Source organism: Streptomyces sp. NPDC059832 (assembly GCF_042731715.1).
Taxonomy (GTDB): Bacteria; Actinomycetota; Actinomycetes; order Streptomycetales; family Streptomycetaceae; genus Streptomyces.
Genome location: NZ_JBHWIY010000027.1, coordinates 57,111 through 72,613, shown reverse-complemented (window position 1 = coordinate 72,613; position 15,503 = coordinate 57,111). Strand labels below are relative to the sequence as shown.

Here is a 15,503-nt window from a genome sequence, read left to right as displayed (position 1 = left end):
CTCACTTGTCCTTGTCGAGCGTGTAGGAGCGGTCGCCCGGACGGATGGTGCTGTCGCTGCCGGAGGCGAGGAGCGCGAGGCGTACGTGCTCCGCGAAGGATTCGGCGTAGGCGATGCGCTGGGTGTCGAGCGTGTTGAGGGCGAAGGTGATCGGGACGGCCTCGGTGCCCATGTTGGACTTGCCGTCGTGGCTGGGCTCCAGGGCGGTCAGCTTGCCGACGTCCAGGACCTTGGCGTTGGAGACGATGACCTTCGACTGGGACGGGTCGCCGTCGCGTTCGCCGGCGAAGGTGGCGTAGATGTTGACGGTGGCGCCGGGGGTGATCTTGCCCGCGACGCCGGTGGCGGCGTCGATCATGATGGCGATCTCCTGCTCCCCGGGCTGCAGTTCGGGGCGGCGCTGCATCATGTCGGACTGGAGCAGCGAGCCCTTGCGCAGCTGGGTGACGGCGATCTTGCCGTTCACCTCGGAGAGATCGGTGACCGCGTTGTGGGAGAGCCAGCGCTTGGGCATCGAGATCTTCTCGAACTGCCCGGAGGTCAGCGCGGTATAGGGCGCCACGTCGGACCTCAGCTGGTAGGCCGAAACCTCGGGCCCGACCTTGGAGTTGACATCGCTGATCACCGAGAGCACGCCGGCGAAGGCGCCGAAGGCGCACAGAACCGACAAAAGCAGGAGTATCACGCCGCGGCGCTGACGGGAGTTCATGGGCCGGACAACCTCGTTCGATTCGGATGCGTGGGGCAGCGGACAGAAGGGCGTCTACGGAGGAAAGCGGAAGCGCTAGGACTGCGGTGGTGCGAGCGCTTCATGGCTGAGGACACCGGCGGAGTGCATTCGGTTCTCGGCCGCGGGTAGCGGGGAGGAGCAGAACCCGCAGCGATCACCGATGAGTTCCATTCGGCACCAGTGGCAGTTCTCACGGCGTACGGAGGACACCAATTGGTACAGGACGGAGATGTCTGGCAGGTAGGCGGCGAATTCCACCAGTTTTCCGGTTCCCCACCATGCCGGGGATTCGGACGGAAGTGCGGACTCGTGAATGGACTGGACCTGCCACGCGGGCGCGAGGGTCTCCTTCACCCACTCCGACTGCGACTGCCCTTTGGCGGTCATCAGGTGGGTGGCGAATTCCGGTCCGGTCGGCGGGTCGGCCTTCGGGCCGACCCTGACGAGCTGCGGCTCGGGTCCCGCGACCACGGCGAACTGGGAGCCGGGCACCCAGGACTTCGCATGGGTCCTGAGGTCGACCGGGACCCGGTCGAACTTGGTGACGGAGTGGAGCAGGGCGCCGGCGTGGATGTAGTGCGTCAGCAGCCGGGCGGCGGAGGCGACCACTCCGGGGCTGAAGTCACAGATGGACAACTGGCGCAACTGCCTGACGAGTACGGCGACACCCAGCGGCGGGAGGTCCACCTTGACCAGGGCGATGCGGTCGCTCTCCAGGACCGAGCGCACGGAGTAGAGCCGGCGCTCGTGGGCGGGCGAGATGCCGGTCGGGTAGACGGCCACGACATAGCCGTGCTGTTCGAGCAGCACATGCATGTCACCGATGGCCATCTCCAACGCCTGGGCATCGGGCGCCTGCAGCAGGGCGGCTGTCGGTGTCTGCTGATCGGTCGGAGGTAGTACCAAGTCAGCACTGGTCACTGCTATTGCGGTCGGCACGCTGTTCCCCGTTTCGGCTTCCGGCCGGACGCCGGTCATGACGTCGGCCGCAATCGCTCCTGCTCCGCGGTTCTGCCTCAGCACTTTATCCACGTCCTACCTGGCAGAGAACACTTTTCGGAGGCCAGTCCGACAACGTGTGCGAGGCGCCCGCGTAACGCCCGCGTGCTAAATCGGATCAAATCGAAAATCGTCAACTTCTGTACAACTGCGGAGGGTTACCGGTCCACCTTCCCGTCACCTGGGGCCGGGAATTCATCTCCGCACGTCAGCACGGATGCGGAACCTCCCGCACCGACCCCCGCGGAGGGCCGGTCCGTCACTGTCCGAGCACTCCCGCGGCATCACCCGCACGTGACCCCGGGAGGTCAACAAAACGTCAATTCACAGGCGCGCCGCCTGGACTTCGGCGCCCCGCGGAGGGCTTCGCGGGGCGGAAGCGGAGCGAGTACGGACCGACTCGGCGAACCCGATCGCCGCAGGTCTCGTTGCCAGAGGTCTTGACAACTTGATTGGTCTGGACCAGTTTATCGGCCAGCGGTGGCCACCGTTCCTCAACTCCATATCCCCTTCTTCTCCCCGTCACCTCCCGGACGGCCCGGAGTACCGCCGGTCCACCCCGCCGGCTCGTCCCGGGTACGCCCGGCAGGCATCCCCAACTCCCCCACGGAGGCAGCAAGTGGAACGTTCCCCCCTCAGCGGCCACAGAATCCACGGGCGCCGCGGCCGGGTCCGGCTCGGCGCCGCCATGGCCGTCCTCGCGGCCGGCGCGCTGACCGCCACGGGTCTCGCCGGAAGCGCCCAGGCCGCCGATATCAACGTCGCCAAGAACGCGGGCTTCGAGTCCGGCCTCGCCAACTGGACCTGTACCGCCGGCAGCGGCGCCACCGTCTCCTCCCCCGTGCACGGTGGCACCGCCGCTCTCAAGGCCACGCCGTCCGGCCAGGACACCGCGCGGTGCGCCCAGACCGTGGCCGTGAAGCCCGACTCGACGTACACGCTCAGCTCCTGGGTGCAGGGCGGGTACGCGTACCTCGGCGCGAGCGGTACCGGAACCACCGATGTGTCGACCTGGTCGCCCGGCTCCGGCAACTGGACCCAGCTCACCACCAGCTTCAAGACCGGCCCGAAGACCACCTCGGTCGAGGTCTACACACACGGCTGGTACGGGCAGGCCGCCTACCTGGTGGACGACGTCTCGGTCAACGGCCCCGACGGCGGGGGCGGCACCGACCCGGAGCCGACCATCCCGTCCGCCCCGGCCGGGCTCGCGGTCGGCGCGACCACCTCCTCCTCCGTGGCCCTGTCCTGGAACGCGGTGTCCGGCGCGACCGGCTACACCGTCTACCGGGACGGTCAGAAGGCGACCACGACCACCGGAAGCTCGGCGACGGTCACGGGGCTGGCCGCCGACACGGCGTACCAGTTCGCGGTGACCGCCACCAACGCGGCCGGTGAGTCCGTCAAGTCGACCACGGTCAGCGGCCGTACGGCCAAGGAGGGCGGTGGCAACCCCAACCCCGGCACCTCCGTCCCCAAGCACGCGGTGACCGGCTACTGGCAGAACTTCAACAACGGCGCGACCGTGCAGAAGCTCAGCGACGTGCCCGCGAACTACGACATCATCGCGGTCTCCTTCGCCGACGCCACGAGCACACCGGGCGCCGTCACCTTCAACCTGGACACGGCGGGCCTGAACGGCTACACCGTCGACCAGTTCAAGGCCGACATCAAGGCGAAGCAGGCGGCCGGGAAGAACGTCATCATCTCGGTCGGCGGCGAGAAGGGGTCCGTCTCGGTCAACAGCGACGCCTCCGCGACCAACTTCGCCAACTCGGTCTACTCGCTCATCCAGGAGTACGGCTTCAACGGCGTCGACATCGACCTGGAGAACGGCCTCAACTCCACCTACATGACGAAGGCACTGCGCTCGCTGTCGCAGAAGGCGGGCTCCGGTCTCGTCATCACGATGGCCCCGCAGACCATCGACATGCAGTCCACCGGGGGCGAGTACTTCAAGACGGCCCTCGGCATCAAGGACATCCTGACCGTCGTCAACATGCAGTACTACAACAGCGGTTCGATGCTCGGCTGCGACGGCAAGGTCTACTCGCAGGGCTCGGTGGACTTCCTCACCGCGCTCGCCTGCATCCAGCTGGAGGGCGGCCTCGCCCCGTCCCAGGTCGGACTCGGTGTCCCCGCCTCCACCAGCGCCGCGGGCGGCGGCTACGTCTCCCCGTCGGTCGTGAACGCGGCCCTGGACTGCCTGGCCTCCGGTACCAACTGCGGCACGTTCAAGCCCTCGAAGACGTACCCGGGCATCCGCGGCGCGATGACCTGGTCGACCGCCTGGGACGCCAAGTCGGGCAACGCCTGGTCGAACGCGGTGGGCCCGCACGTGCACGGCCTGCCGTAACCACCGGTCCGCACACGCACGGCCTGTCATCACCACCGATCCGCACACACGGCCCGCCGTGACCACCGGCCGGCATCAGTGACCAGCAGCGCCGCCGCTCCCCCGGCGGCGCTGCTGCATGTTCCGGGTCCGGCGGCCGTCCCGGCTCTGTCCCGGACCCGCAACAGCCTGTCCGGGACCGCGAAACTTCCATGGCCGTTCGGGCATGTTCATGGCACCGTTGTGGGGCGCGGTGGCGGTGCGACAGGGGGAGGGACATGGCCGGGGCGCGGATTCAGACGCTGGGCGGGGACGATCCGGCGGTGCTCGGGCCGTACCGGCTGATCGGACGCCTGGCGTCCGGCGGCATGGGGCGGATCTATCTGGCCCGCGGCGGCGAGCGCGGCGGGCAGGGGCTCGTCGCCGTGAAGACGCTGCTGGCCGAGGGGACCGTCAGCGAGGTCGACCGGCGGCGCTTCGCCCGCGAGGTGTCGCTCGCGCAACGGGTCGACAGCGCGTACACGGCGCGCGTACGGGACGCCGACCCCGACGCCGAGCGGCCGTGGATGGCCATCGACTACATCGCCGCACCGCCGCTCTCCGAACTCGTACGCAGCTGCGGGGTGTTACCCGCTTCGGCCGTACGGTGGATCGCCGCCGGGACCGCGGAGGCACTGGTCACCCTGCACGGGGTGGGCATCGTCCACCGCGATGTGAAGCCGCAGAACGTGCTGCTGCCGCTGGAGGGCCCCCGGGTCATCGACTTCGGCATCTCGCACGCCAGTGACCTCACGCTCACCGGCCTCACGCTCGGCACGATCGCCTTCACCTCCCCCGAACAGGCCCGTGGCGAGGCGTCGACCGCCGCATCCGACGTCTACTCCCTGGGTGCCACGCTGTTCCTGCTCGCCACCGGGCGGGCGCCCTACCGCGCGGACGGCGACACGCTGCGGCTGCTGGCCCGCGTCCAGCGCGGCGAGCTCGACCTGGACGGCCTGCCGAAGGAGCTCGTCGCGACGGTCCGGCCCTGCCTGGCCGTCGACCCGGCCCGGCGCCCCGAGCCCGCGGAGCTGCTCGCCCGGTTCCGCGAGGACCAGGCCGGCCTGCCTGCTACGCACAGCGGCACCCGGTGGCTGCCGCCACGATGGACGGCGCTGATCGGCGCGTACGCGACACAGGGGCTGGAACTCGCGAACGACCGCCATGCGCACCCGGTGGCCCCGACCGTCGACCAGCGCACGAAGGTGGTGCCGTCCCCGGCCCCGACACTGGTCTACCCGCCGGAGCGCGAGGCCCGCGCGGCCCGCGACCGCGCCCGCCGTGAGCGTGCGAGGCAGGACCTGGCGGTACTCGCGGAGCTGGCGGAGCGGCAGCGGGCGGAGCAGGCCGAACGGGAGCAGGCGGAGCGCGACCAGGCCGAACGGGTCGAACGCATCGAACGGGAGCGGGCGGAACGGGAGCAGGCGGAGGCGGCCCGGCTGGAGGCCGAGCGCGCCGAACGGGAGCGAGCCGCGCAGGAGCGGGCCAGGCGGGAGCGGGCCGCGCAAGAACGGGCCAGGCGGGAGCGGGCCGAAAGGCAGCGCGCCGAGCAGGCGGCCCGTGCCGCTCGGGCGCGTGCGGCCTCGTCCACCACCGCCTCGTCCACCACCGCCTCGCCCACCCCGGGCACGACGCGCGCGACGCCCCCGCCGGCCGCGCCTTCGGGCGGCTCCTCGAACTGGGGCTGGCTGGTCGCCGTGGCCGTCGTCGTCGCCCTGGTGTTCTGGCAGCCCTGGGAAGCGGGGAAGGGGAGCGGCAGCGGGGCGTCCTCCGCCAGCACCACCAGTGCCGGCAGCGACCTCGACACCCACACGGACGGCAGCGGCACCGGCTCCGACAACTACGGCGACAGCGGTTCCGGCAGCGTCGGCGGCAGCAGCACCGACGCCTCCGGCGGTGGCACCGAGGAGTCGTCACCCACCCCCACGCCCACCCCCACTCCGACTCCCACCCCGGACGCCACCGATCTGGCGTTCGCGGCGGTGCGCGCCGGTGACTGTCTCGACGTGTACAACGACGGGCACGGCAACATGAGCGCCGGCAGTCCGGACCGGGTGGGCTGCCGGGCGTCGAACGCCTACATGCACGTCAATCGCGTCAGCACCACCGCCGGAGCCTCCGGCTCCTGCGACAGCGGACCGGGCTTCACCTGGTGGCGAAAATCCGGTGCGGACGGCGTCGAGAGGACGCTCTGCCTCGACCGGGTGTATCAGGTGGGCCAGTGCTTCCCCGCACAGGTCAAAGGCGCCACCAACGCCGATCTGACGGTGGTGTGGGACTGCAACGCGTCCACCGTGCCCCGGGCCGGCCAGTCGATCCTCCGGATCACCGGCTACTACAAGGCGCCCGCGGCGGGCACGAACTGGACCTGTCCGGCCGGGCGCGGAGAGCGGTTCTGGTACTGGCCGGTGAACAACGGCCGGAGCATCATCTGCGCGTCGGGGGCCTGAACCGGCACGGCACGGCGTCCCCGGTGGGGCGCCGGGCCGGCCGTACCGGCTCAGGTGTCCGGCCCGCGAGCCCGGCATGATCCAAACGACGGACCTAGATCACCAGGCTGAGCAGCGCCGCCACCGCGAACCCCGCGACCGACAGGACCGTCTCCAGGACCGTCCAGGACTTCAGGGTGTCGCGTTCGGAGATGCCGAAGTACTTCGACACCATCCAGAATCCGCCGTCGTTCACGTGCGAGGCGAAGATCGAACCGGCCGAGATCGCCATGATGATCAGGGCCAGATGGGCCTGCGAGAGGTCCTGGCCCTCGACCAGGGGGACGACGATGCCGGCGGTGGTGACGATGGCGACCGTCGCCGAGCCCTGGGCGACGCGCAGCACCACGGAGATCAGCCAGGCGAGCAGGATGACCGGCAGTCCGACGTCGTTGAAGGTCTTGGCGAGGGCGTCCGCGATGCCGCTGGCCTTGAGGACGGCGCCGAACACACCGCCCGCACCGACGACCAGCAGGATGTTGCCGACCGGCTTGAGGGACGAAGTGGACACCGATTCAAGGGACTTGCGGGACCAGCCGCGGCGGATGCCCAGCATGTAGTACGCCAGCACCAGCGCGATCGTCAGGGCGACGAAGGGGTTGCCGAAGAACTCGATGACGGAGCGCGGGGTGGAGGGGTCCAGCGCGACGGAGGAGAACGTCGCGGCGAGGATCAGCACCAGCGGGGTGCCGATGATCGTGAGTACGGTGGAGAGCGCGACCGGCTCCTCGCGCGGGGTGACCCCGGCGGCCCGCTGCTCGGCGACGACCGCCGCCCTGGCCTCCTCGGCGGCCTCGACCATGTCCTGCGGGACGGCGACGAAGATCCGCTTCCCGATCCACGCGGCGTAGCCCCAGGCGGCGAGGACGGACGGGATGCCGACGACGGCGCCCATCAGGATGACCCAGCCGAGGGAGACGTGGAAGAGTCCGGCGGCGGCGACCGGTCCCGGGTGCGGCGGCAGGAAGGCGTGGGTCATCGAGAGGCCCGCCAGCAGCGGCATCGCGTAGAGCAGGATCGACTTGCCCGAGCGTTTGGCGGCGGCGTAGACGATCGGCGCGAGGACGAAGATGCCGACGTCGAAGAAGACCGGGACGCCGAAGATGAGGCCGGTCAGGCCCATGGCGAGCGGGGCGCGCTTCTCGCCGAAGAGGTTCAGCAGGCGGGTGCTCAACACCTCGGCGCCGCCCGAGACTTCGAGGATCGAGCCGAGCATCGTACCGAGGCCGATGATGATCGCCACATGGCCGAGGATGCCGCCCATGCCGGATTCGATGACGGAGACCGCGGCGGACCTCTGGACCGTGCCGAAGAGTTCGGTGACGGAGAGTCCGGCGCCCAGGCCGACGGCTATGGAGACGGCGAGCAGCGCGACGAACGGCTGCAGCCTGACCTTGATGATCAGGAAGAGGAGGAGCGCGATTCCGAGGGCGGCGACGGTGAGCAGACCGGCGGTGCCGTCGATCAGCGGAAGGATGCCACCGGTGTGGGGCGGTGTCTCGGCCGGTGGTGGGGTTGCGGCGAGCAGCATGCGTAACTCCGTTGTCGGAGACGGTTTTCGGGTGTGGGGGAGCGCGGCACGGCGCTCCTGCGGAGCGGAGCGCCGTGCCGTGCGCGTGGAGCGGGTGCGGCAAGTGGATCAGCTGGTTCAGCCGAGGACCGCGAGCGCGTCGATCTCGATGAGCAGGCCCTTGGGGAGGCCGACGTAGACCGTCGTGCGGGCGGCGGGGGCGGCCTTGAGGTCCTGCTCGCCGAAGTAGGCGTTGTAGATCTCGTTCATCTCGGCGAAGTGGTCCACGTCCGTGAGGTAGACGCGCATCATCATCACGTCGTCCCAGCTCGCGCCGCCCTCCTCCAGGATCGCCTTGACGTTGGCGAAGGTCTGGAGGGTCTGCTCGCGCAGCGTCGGACCGGCGGGGGTCGGGGCCTGGCCCTCGACCGCGGGCAGGAAGCCGACCTGGCCGGCGACCTGGAGGATGTTCCCCTTCTTCACCCCGTGCGAGAACTTCGCGGGGGGCGTGGTGTGGGTGCTCGGGGTGAGGGCGATCTTCTCGGTCATGGCTGTTCAGGCTTTCTTGGGTCGGGTGGTGCCGGAGTACTCCCGGCTGATGGAGTCGGCGGTGCGGCGCACCAGCGGGAGCAGGGTGAGGAGTTCCTCGGCCGTGACGACGACATTGGGCGCGGAGACCGACATCGCGGCCACGACCCGCCCGTCCGCCCCCCGGATGGGGGCGCCGACGCAGTTGATGGACTCCTCGTGGCCGCCGAGGTCGGTGGCCCAGCCCTGTTCGCGGACGACGGTGAGCTCCTTCAGGAAGGCACCGGCGTTCGGGGTCGAACGGGACGTGTACATGGGGTAGTCGAGCTTCTCGGCGATGGCGCGCCGCTCGGGCTCGGCGAGGTCGGCGAGGAGCAGCTTCGCGACGGCGGCGACGGTGATCGCGACGGGCTTGCCGATCCGCGAGTACATCCTGACCGGGTAGCGGCTCTCGACCTTGTCGATGTAGAGGACCTCCTGCTCCTCGTACACCGCGAGATGCACGGTGTGACCGCAGCTCTCGTTGAGTTCGACGAGGTGGGGGTGGGCGATCTCCCGTACGTCGAGGTTCTCGACGGCCTCCTGCGCGAGGGCGAAGAGGCGGGCGCCGAGGCGGTAGCGCTGGTCCTGCTGGCGGTAGACGAGTCCGTGCTCGTGGAGCGTACGGAGCAGGCGCAGCGCCGTGGACTTGTGGACGCCGAGCCGCTCGGCGACCTGGCCGAGGTCGGCGGGTCCCTGGGCGAGCAGCGGCAGGATGCTCAGCGCCCGGTCGACGGTCTGACTCATGTCGTACGTACCTCCTGGTCGTCCCCCGTCCACCCGGGGCCGAGACGAAGTCTCCCCCAGGCCTCGTCGTCCAGGGCGGCAAGGGCGTCGGCGTGCGCGCGGGCCGGCGGGGCGGTGAGGTCGCCGGGGACGGTGAGGACGGCGGCGGCCATGAGGTGGCCGTGCCGGACGCGGTCGCGTACGGGGAGGTCGCGGAGGGTGGCGGAGAGGAACCCGGCGGCGAAGGCGTCGCCGGCGCCGACGGGTGCGACGACGTCCACGCGGAGGGCGGGGACGGTGGTGACGTCTCCGGCGCCCGAGAAGACCGTCGCCCCGTCGGATCCCCGCTTCACGACCAGGACGGACGGCTCCGGCAGCGCCGCGCGGATCGCCTCCGCGCCCGTCGCCCCCCACGCCTCCTCCGCCTCGTCCTCGCCGACGAAGACCAGGTCGCTGCGGCGGGCCAGGTCGAGGAGCACCTCGGGGGACGCGTCGGCGTCGCGCCACAGACCCGGCCGGTGGTTGACGTCGAAGGAGATCGGCGGACGGCCGGGCCGGGGCGCGGTCAGGTCGTGGAGCAGGGCCAGGCAGTCGGCGGAGAGCGCCGCGGTGATGCCGGACAGGTGCAGGACCCGGGCCGCGGGCAGCGTCTCGTACGGGATGGTCCGCGGGGACATCGCGGACGCGGCGGACCCGGCCCGGTAGTAGGCGACCTCGTACACATCGGCGGCCCGGTCGGTCGCGGTGCGGAAGTAGATCCCGGTGGGCCGCGACGGATCGCGCCGCACACCGGAGGTGTCGACCCCGTACCCGGTGATCGCCTCGACGAGATGGTCGCCGAATCCGTCCGCGCCGACCCGGCTGACCCAGGCCGCCCGGTGCCCGGCGGCGGCCAGCGCGCAGGCGACATTGGACTCGGCGCCGCCGATGCCGCGGCCGAAGGAGGGTACGTCGGCGAGGCGTCCGGGCTGCGACGGCAGGAACGTCACCATGGACTCGCCGAGGCACACGACTTCGGCGGCCGTGGCGGCTTCGGCGGTCCTGGCCGGGGTTCCGGGCACTCGGGGCTCCTCGCGGGTTCGGCGGTTCGGCGGTTCAGCAGGGGGCGGTTCAGTGGTGGGGCGGTGCGGCGGGCAGTGGTTCGGGGTGCGGCGCGGGCACTCACCATTGACCCGGCGTCGGCTCGGATGTTAGACAGCGTTAAGCGATATACGCAATGGGTGTTGCATATGATGCAACGATGACTTCGATCGAGGAGGCCCCCTTGGCCGCCGACCGTCCTGTGTCCGGACTCGCCGACGAGCTGGTCGACCACCGCTTCAAGGCACTCCCGCCCGATGCGGAGGGCCTGACCGTCGGCGCCCTCGCCGCCGAGCGGCGCAACCTCTTCACGGGTGGCTTCACCACCCCGGTGCTCGCCCTGTCCGCCGAGTCGGTCGAGCACAACCTCGCCCTTCTGGAGACGTACGCGGAGCGCCACGGGCTCGCGTTCGCCCCGCACGGCAAGACCTCCATGTCCCCGCAGCTCTTCGCCCGCCAGCTGGAGCACGGTGCCTGGGGCATCACCGCGGCCGTGCCGCACCAGGCGCGGGTCTACCGGGCGTACGGAATCCGGCGGATCTTCCTCGCCAACGAGCTCGTCGACGCCGCGGCCCTGCGCTGGCTCGCCGGCGAGCTGGACTCCGACCCGGAGTTCCGCTTCATCTGTTACGTCGACTCGGTGCGCGGCGTGGAGCTGATGGACGAGGCGCTGCGCGCGGCGGGCGCCTCCCGCGCCGTCGAGGTCGTCGTGGAGCTGGGCGCGGGCGAGGGTGCGCGCACCGGCGTCCGCACCGAGGCCGAGTGCGCGGCGGTGGCCGACGCGGTGGCCGCGACCGGGACCCTGCGTCTGGTGGGCGTGGCCGGTTACGAGGGCGAGGTGCCGGACGCGTCCGGCGAGCGGGTACGGGACTGGGTGCGCCGGCTCGTCGCGCTGGCCGTCGACTTCGACCGCGCGGGGCGCTTCGCGGCGGCCGGCGGGGAGATCGTGATCAGCGCGGGCGGCAGCGCGTGGTTCGACGCGGTGGCGGACGTCTTCGCGGAGATCCCGGAGCTGTCCGCGCCGGTGCTGAAGCTGCTGCGCTCGGGCGCCTATGTCTCGCACGACGACGGCCACTACCGCCATCTGACCCCGTTCAACCGGGTACCGGAGGAGGGCGTGCTGCAGCCCGCCTTCCGGCTGTGGGCACAGGTCGTGTCGCGCCCGACGGCCGAGCAGGCGTTCCTCAACGCGGGCAAGCGGGACGCGGCGTACGACCTCGACCTTCCCGAGGCGCAGGTCGTGCGGTCCGGCCGGGACGGCGCGGTCCGGCCGGCTGCGGGTGTCTCGGTCAGCGGTCTGTCGGACCAGCACGCGTGGGTGCGTACGGAGCCGGGCGCCGAGCTGGAGGTGGGCGACTGGGTGGGGATGGGCCTGTCGCATCCGTGCACGAGCTTCGACAAGTGGCAGTTGATTCCGCTGGTCACGGCGGACGGCACGGTCACGGACTACATCCGCACGTTCTTCTGATCCCCGCGGAGGGGGCTGCCCTGCGGGGCCGCTCCCCTGCCCGCCCCTTCCCGTAACCGGGGGCTCCGCCCCCGGACGCCCGCTCCTCGATCGCCGGAGGGGCTTGATCTGGGAGCCCCCCATGGACCTGGTCATCCGTAACGCCCACGTCGTCGACGGCACCGGTGCCCCCGGCCGCCGTGCCGACGTGGGCATCCGGGACGGCCGGATCGCCGAGATCCACCCCGAGCACGCCGCCGGGCCGCGCCCCTCCGGCCGCCGTGTCCTCGACGCCGACGGGCTCGTCCTCTCGCCCGGCTTCATCGACATGCACGCGCACAGCGATCTCGCGCTGCTCCGCGACCCTGACCACAGCGCCAAGGCCGCGCAGGGCGTCACCCTCGAAGTCCTGGGCCAGGACGGCCTGTCGTACGCCCCGGTCGACGACCGGACGCTCGCCGAGGTACGCCGTTCCATCACCGGCTGGAACGGCAACGGCGACGACATCGACTTCGACTGGCGCACGGTCGGCGAATACCTGGACCGCCTGGACCGCAACTTCGACGGGCGGGGCATCGCGGTCAACGCCGCCTACCTCATCCCGCAGGGCACGGTCCGGATGTACGCGGTGGGCTGGGAGGACCGCCCCGCCACCGGGGCCGAGCTGACCCGGATGAAGGAACTCGTCGCCCGGGGCATGGCGGAGGGCGCGGTCGGTATGTCCTCCGGCCTCACGTACACCCCCGGCATGTACGCGAACGACGCCGAACTCACCGAACTGTGCCGGGTGGTGGCCGAGTACGACGGCTACTACTGCCCGCACCACCGCTCGTACGGGGCGGGCGCGCTCGGCGCGTACGAGGAGATGGTGCAGCTCACCAGGAACGCGGGCTGCGCCCTCCATCTCGCCCACGCCACCATGAACTTCGGCGTGAACAAGGGCAGGGCCCCCGAACTGCTCGCCCTGCTCGACGACGCCCTCGACGCGGGCGCCGACATCTCCCTCGACACCTACCCGTACACCCCCGGCTGCACGACCCTCGTCGCGATGCTGCCGAGCTGGGCGAGCGAGGGCGGGCCCGAGTCGGTGCTCACCCGGCTCGCGGACGACGCGACGGCGGAACGGATCCGGCACCACATGGAGGTGCTGGGCTCGGACGGCTGCCACGGCGTGCCGATCGAGTGGGACACGATCGAGATCTCTGGGGTCGGTGTGCCCGCGCTCGCCGACCACGTCGGACGCACGGTGGCCGAGTCCGCCCGGCTGCGCGGCGAGGCGCCCTGGGTGACCGCGCGCAGACTGCTCGTCGAGGACCGGCTCGGCTCGACGATCCTCCAGCACGTGGGCCACGAGGAGAACGTGCGGCAGATCATGCGCCACCGGGTGCACACCGGGGGCAGTGACGGCATCCTCCAGGGCGACAAGCCGCACCCGCGCGCCTACGGCACGTTCCCGCAGTATCTAGGCAGGTACGTACGGGAGTTGGGCATCCTGTCACTGGAGGAGTGCGTCGCCCACCTCACCTCGCGCCCGGCCCGGCGGCTGCGCCTGACGGACCGCGGGTACGTCCGCGAGGGCTACCGCGCCGACCTGGTCCTCTTCGACCCGCGAACGGTGGCGGCGGGCTCCACGTTCGAGGAGCCGCGCACGCTGCCGGTCGGCATCCCGCACGTACTGATCGACGGCCGGTTCGTCATCGAGGACGGCCGCCGCACCCAGGCGCTGGCGGGCCGGGCCGTCCGGGGAACGGGGAGCCGGGCGACCCGGTAGGCCCTGTCGTCCGGTGGGGCGTTTCGCCCTCACTCCCCCGTCTGCTCCTCCTGCGCCTGCTCCTTCGCCCAGGCCAGGTCCTCCTCGGTCGGGGCGTCGTCCTGGGTGAGGCTGCGCCGCCAGTACCCGCTGAACTGCACGGCCGCCCGGGGCAGCCCGCGCTCCTCGACCAGATGGCGGCGCAGGGCCCGTACCGCCCCCGCCTCACCGGCCAGCCACGCGGCCCCGGACCCGGCGGGCAGCCGGGCCGCCCGGACCGCGTCCGGCAACGACCCGCCCCGGTCCCGGTGCACCCAGTGGACGGTCACGTCGCCGGGCGAGCCGAGCGGCTGCTCCTCCGCCGCGTCGGCGACCTCGGCCCAGACGAGCGCCCGCGCCCCGGCCGGCAGGGACTCCAGCAGGGTCCCGATCGCGGGGAGCGCCGTCTCGTCGCCGGCCAGCAGCAGCCAGTCGGCGGCGGGCAGCGGGCGGGCGTACAGCGAAGACGGGCCGACCATGCCGAGCACATCGCCGGGGCGCGCGTCCCGGCCCCAGCGGGTGGCGGGTCCGTCGTCGCCATGGAGCACGAAGTCGACCGCCATCACGTCCAGTCGGCGGTCGTACCCACGAACGGTGAAGCTCCGCAGCAGCGGCCGCTCCGGCTCGGGGATCGCGAGGTACGCCTCGTACCACCGCATGCCGTACGTGTCGTCGGCGTCCGGCTCCGGCAGCCGGGGCACGCCCCGCCCCTCCCTCGGGAAGCAGAGCTTCATCTGCTGGTCGGGCCGGTCCTCCATGAGCTCCGCCAGCGCGTCCCCGGTGAAGGTGACGCGCGCCGTCCGCGGAGTGACCCGCTCCACGCCGACGACCCGCACATACGAAACGGTCAACGCCTTCCCCATCGCGGCTCCCGCCCTCTCCGACTGATAGTTTACGCCGTAAGGAATTACCCGGGCGAAGTTACTTTACGGCGTAAGGAGTCGCAAGTGGTGGTCTTTGCCGGACAGGGCGACGCCCGTCGTTCGATGTCCCTGCTGTGGCGCGCCGACCGTCCGGAGCACCGGGGCCGGCGCCCCGGCCCCGGCCCCAGGCCGGGGCTGAGCGTCGACGCGATCGTGACCGCCGCGATCACCGTCGCGGACGAGGACGGCATGGCCGCGCTGTCGATGCGCGCGGTGGGCGAGCGGCTCGGCCGTACCGCGATGGCGCTCTACACCTACGTGCCCAGCAAGAGCGAGCTGCTGGACCTGATGTACGACGCGGTCCACGCCGAGCTGCCCACGGAGTACGACGACACCGGCAACTGGCGTACGGGGCTGACCGACTGGGCGCGGGACAGGCTCGAATTCCACCTTCGCCACCCCTGGGTGCTCCAGGTCTCCCAGGCCCGCCCGGTCCTCGGCCCGCACGAGTACGCGGGACTGGACACCCTGGTGCGCCTGCTGAACGCGACCGGGCTCGAAGCGCAGGTGCTGCGGCGGCTGGTCGGCACGCTGTCCCATTTCGTCCGCGGCTGCGCCGGGACGGTCGCCGAGGCGCGGCAGGCGGCGGCGGTGACGGGCGAGTCGGACGAGGAGTGGTGGTTCGCCCGCTCGGCGCTGCTGGGCGAGGTGGCCCCCGACTTCGCGGACCGCTATCCGAACCTGATGGCGATGGAGACCGGTTCCGCCCCGCAGCCACCGGCCCCGGCGCCGGCGTCCGGCGAGGAGGCGGTGCCGTATCCGGAGCGGGAGGCGCGGGAGACGTTCGAGGTGGGACTCGGGGTGCTGCTGGACGGGATCGAGGCGGCGATCGGACGCGCGGCGGCCCCGTGAACCGCGAACGGTGGACG

General features: G+C 71.5%; 12 protein-coding genes. 5 read left to right on the top strand and 7 right to left on the bottom strand.

All coding sequences use genetic code 11. The annotated features are described in order from the left end of the window. Position 1: 1 nt before the first annotated feature. Positions 2-709, bottom strand: coding sequence for a Flp pilus assembly protein CpaB (gene cpaB, locus ACFV8T_RS33920; protein WP_385335079.1), 708 nt, complete (start codon positions 707-709; stop codon positions 2-4). Between the two features lie 75 nt (positions 710-784). Further along, the gene (locus ACFV8T_RS33915) at positions 785-1,651 is read right to left on the bottom strand and encodes a hypothetical protein (protein ID WP_385335077.1); all 867 of its coding nucleotides are present in this window, start codon (positions 1,649-1,651) and stop codon (positions 785-787) included. A 766-nt stretch (positions 1,652-2,417) separates the two neighbouring features. Between ACFV8T_RS33915 and ACFV8T_RS33910 the strand changes: the two genes are divergently transcribed. Further along, a complete protein-coding gene (locus ACFV8T_RS33910) occupies positions 2,418-4,085 on the top strand; it encodes a chitinase (protein WP_385335175.1) in 1,668 nt (555 codons plus the stop codon). Between the two features lie 257 nt (positions 4,086-4,342). Continuing rightward, positions 4,343-6,553 (top strand): serine/threonine-protein kinase, encoded by a 2,211-nt coding sequence (locus ACFV8T_RS33905; protein ID WP_385335075.1) that lies wholly within the window; start codon positions 4,343-4,345, stop codon positions 6,551-6,553. 94 nt (positions 6,554-6,647) lie between these two features. Here the strand turns inward: ACFV8T_RS33905 and ACFV8T_RS33900 are convergent, their stop codons facing one another. The 4 genes from ACFV8T_RS33900 to ACFV8T_RS33885 form a co-directional block, all read right to left on the bottom strand. After that, positions 6,648-8,123: a GntP family permease gene (locus ACFV8T_RS33900; RefSeq protein ID WP_385335073.1), complete on the bottom strand. Its 1,476-nt coding sequence runs from the start codon at positions 8,121-8,123 to the stop codon at positions 6,648-6,650. Between the two features lie 117 nt (positions 8,124-8,240). Beyond that, positions 8,241-8,651 carry a RidA family protein gene (locus ACFV8T_RS33895; protein WP_385335071.1) on the bottom strand — a complete coding sequence of 137 codons (411 nt, stop codon included), beginning with the start codon at positions 8,649-8,651 and terminating at the stop codon, positions 8,241-8,243. Between the two features lie 6 nt (positions 8,652-8,657). Continuing rightward, positions 8,658-9,416 carry an IclR family transcriptional regulator gene (locus ACFV8T_RS33890; protein WP_385335069.1) on the bottom strand — a complete coding sequence of 253 codons (759 nt, stop codon included), beginning with the start codon at positions 9,414-9,416 and terminating at the stop codon, positions 8,658-8,660. Further along, complete coding sequence (locus ACFV8T_RS33885; protein ID WP_385335067.1) at positions 9,413-10,456, bottom strand: sugar kinase; 1,044 nt, start codon at positions 10,454-10,456, stop codon at positions 9,413-9,415. The genes ACFV8T_RS33890 and ACFV8T_RS33885 overlap by 4 nt, the downstream gene beginning before the upstream one ends. A gap of 179 nt (positions 10,457-10,635) precedes the next feature. Between ACFV8T_RS33885 and ACFV8T_RS33880 the strand changes: the two genes are divergently transcribed. Both ACFV8T_RS33880 and ACFV8T_RS33875 read left to right on the top strand, forming a co-directional pair. Beyond that, positions 10,636-11,943: an alanine racemase gene (locus tag ACFV8T_RS33880; protein ID WP_385335065.1), complete on the top strand. Its 1,308-nt coding sequence runs from the start codon at positions 10,636-10,638 to the stop codon at positions 11,941-11,943. Positions 11,944-12,064: 121 nt separating this feature from the next. Beyond that, positions 12,065-13,693 carry an amidohydrolase family protein gene (locus ACFV8T_RS33875; RefSeq protein ID WP_385335063.1) on the top strand — a complete coding sequence of 543 codons (1,629 nt, stop codon included), beginning with the start codon at positions 12,065-12,067 and terminating at the stop codon, positions 13,691-13,693. A gap of 29 nt (positions 13,694-13,722) precedes the next feature. On the opposite strand, the gene ACFV8T_RS33870 is transcribed toward ACFV8T_RS33875, so the two are convergent. Further along, the gene (locus ACFV8T_RS33870) at positions 13,723-14,574 is read right to left on the bottom strand and encodes a siderophore-interacting protein (RefSeq protein ID WP_385335061.1); all 852 of its coding nucleotides are present in this window, start codon (positions 14,572-14,574) and stop codon (positions 13,723-13,725) included. An 84-nt stretch (positions 14,575-14,658) separates the two neighbouring features. Between ACFV8T_RS33870 and ACFV8T_RS33865 the strand changes: the two genes are divergently transcribed. Then, entirely contained in the window at positions 14,659-15,486 is an 828-nt protein-coding gene (locus tag ACFV8T_RS33865; RefSeq protein WP_385335059.1) for a TetR/AcrR family transcriptional regulator, read from the top strand. Positions 15,487-15,503: the final 17 nt, after the last annotated feature.

What these genes read in the sequence shown, in the direction of transcription:
- cpaB (WP_385335079.1), bottom strand. Translation starts at nt 709, where the DNA reads ATGAACTCCCGTCAGCGCCGCGGCGTGATACTCCTGCTTTTGTCGGTT.
- ACFV8T_RS33910 (WP_385335175.1), top strand. Translation starts at nt 2,418, where the DNA reads ATGGCCGTCCTCGCGGCCGGCGCGCTGACCGCCACGGGTCTCGCCGGA.
- ACFV8T_RS33905 (WP_385335075.1), top strand. Translation starts at nt 4,343, where the DNA reads ATGGCCGGGGCGCGGATTCAGACGCTGGGCGGGGACGATCCGGCGGTG.
- ACFV8T_RS33900 (WP_385335073.1), bottom strand. Translation starts at nt 8,123, where the DNA reads ATGCTGCTCGCCGCAACCCCACCACCGGCCGAGACACCGCCCCACACC.
- ACFV8T_RS33895 (WP_385335071.1), bottom strand. Translation starts at nt 8,651, where the DNA reads ATGACCGAGAAGATCGCCCTCACCCCGAGCACCCACACCACGCCCCCC.
- ACFV8T_RS33890 (WP_385335069.1), bottom strand. Translation starts at nt 9,416, where the DNA reads ATGAGTCAGACCGTCGACCGGGCGCTGAGCATCCTGCCGCTGCTCGCC.
- ACFV8T_RS33880 (WP_385335065.1), top strand. Translation starts at nt 10,636, where the DNA reads ATGACTTCGATCGAGGAGGCCCCCTTGGCCGCCGACCGTCCTGTGTCC.
- ACFV8T_RS33875 (WP_385335063.1), top strand. Translation starts at nt 12,065, where the DNA reads ATGGACCTGGTCATCCGTAACGCCCACGTCGTCGACGGCACCGGTGCC.
- ACFV8T_RS33870 (WP_385335061.1), bottom strand. Translation starts at nt 14,574, where the DNA reads ATGGGGAAGGCGTTGACCGTTTCGTATGTGCGGGTCGTCGGCGTGGAG.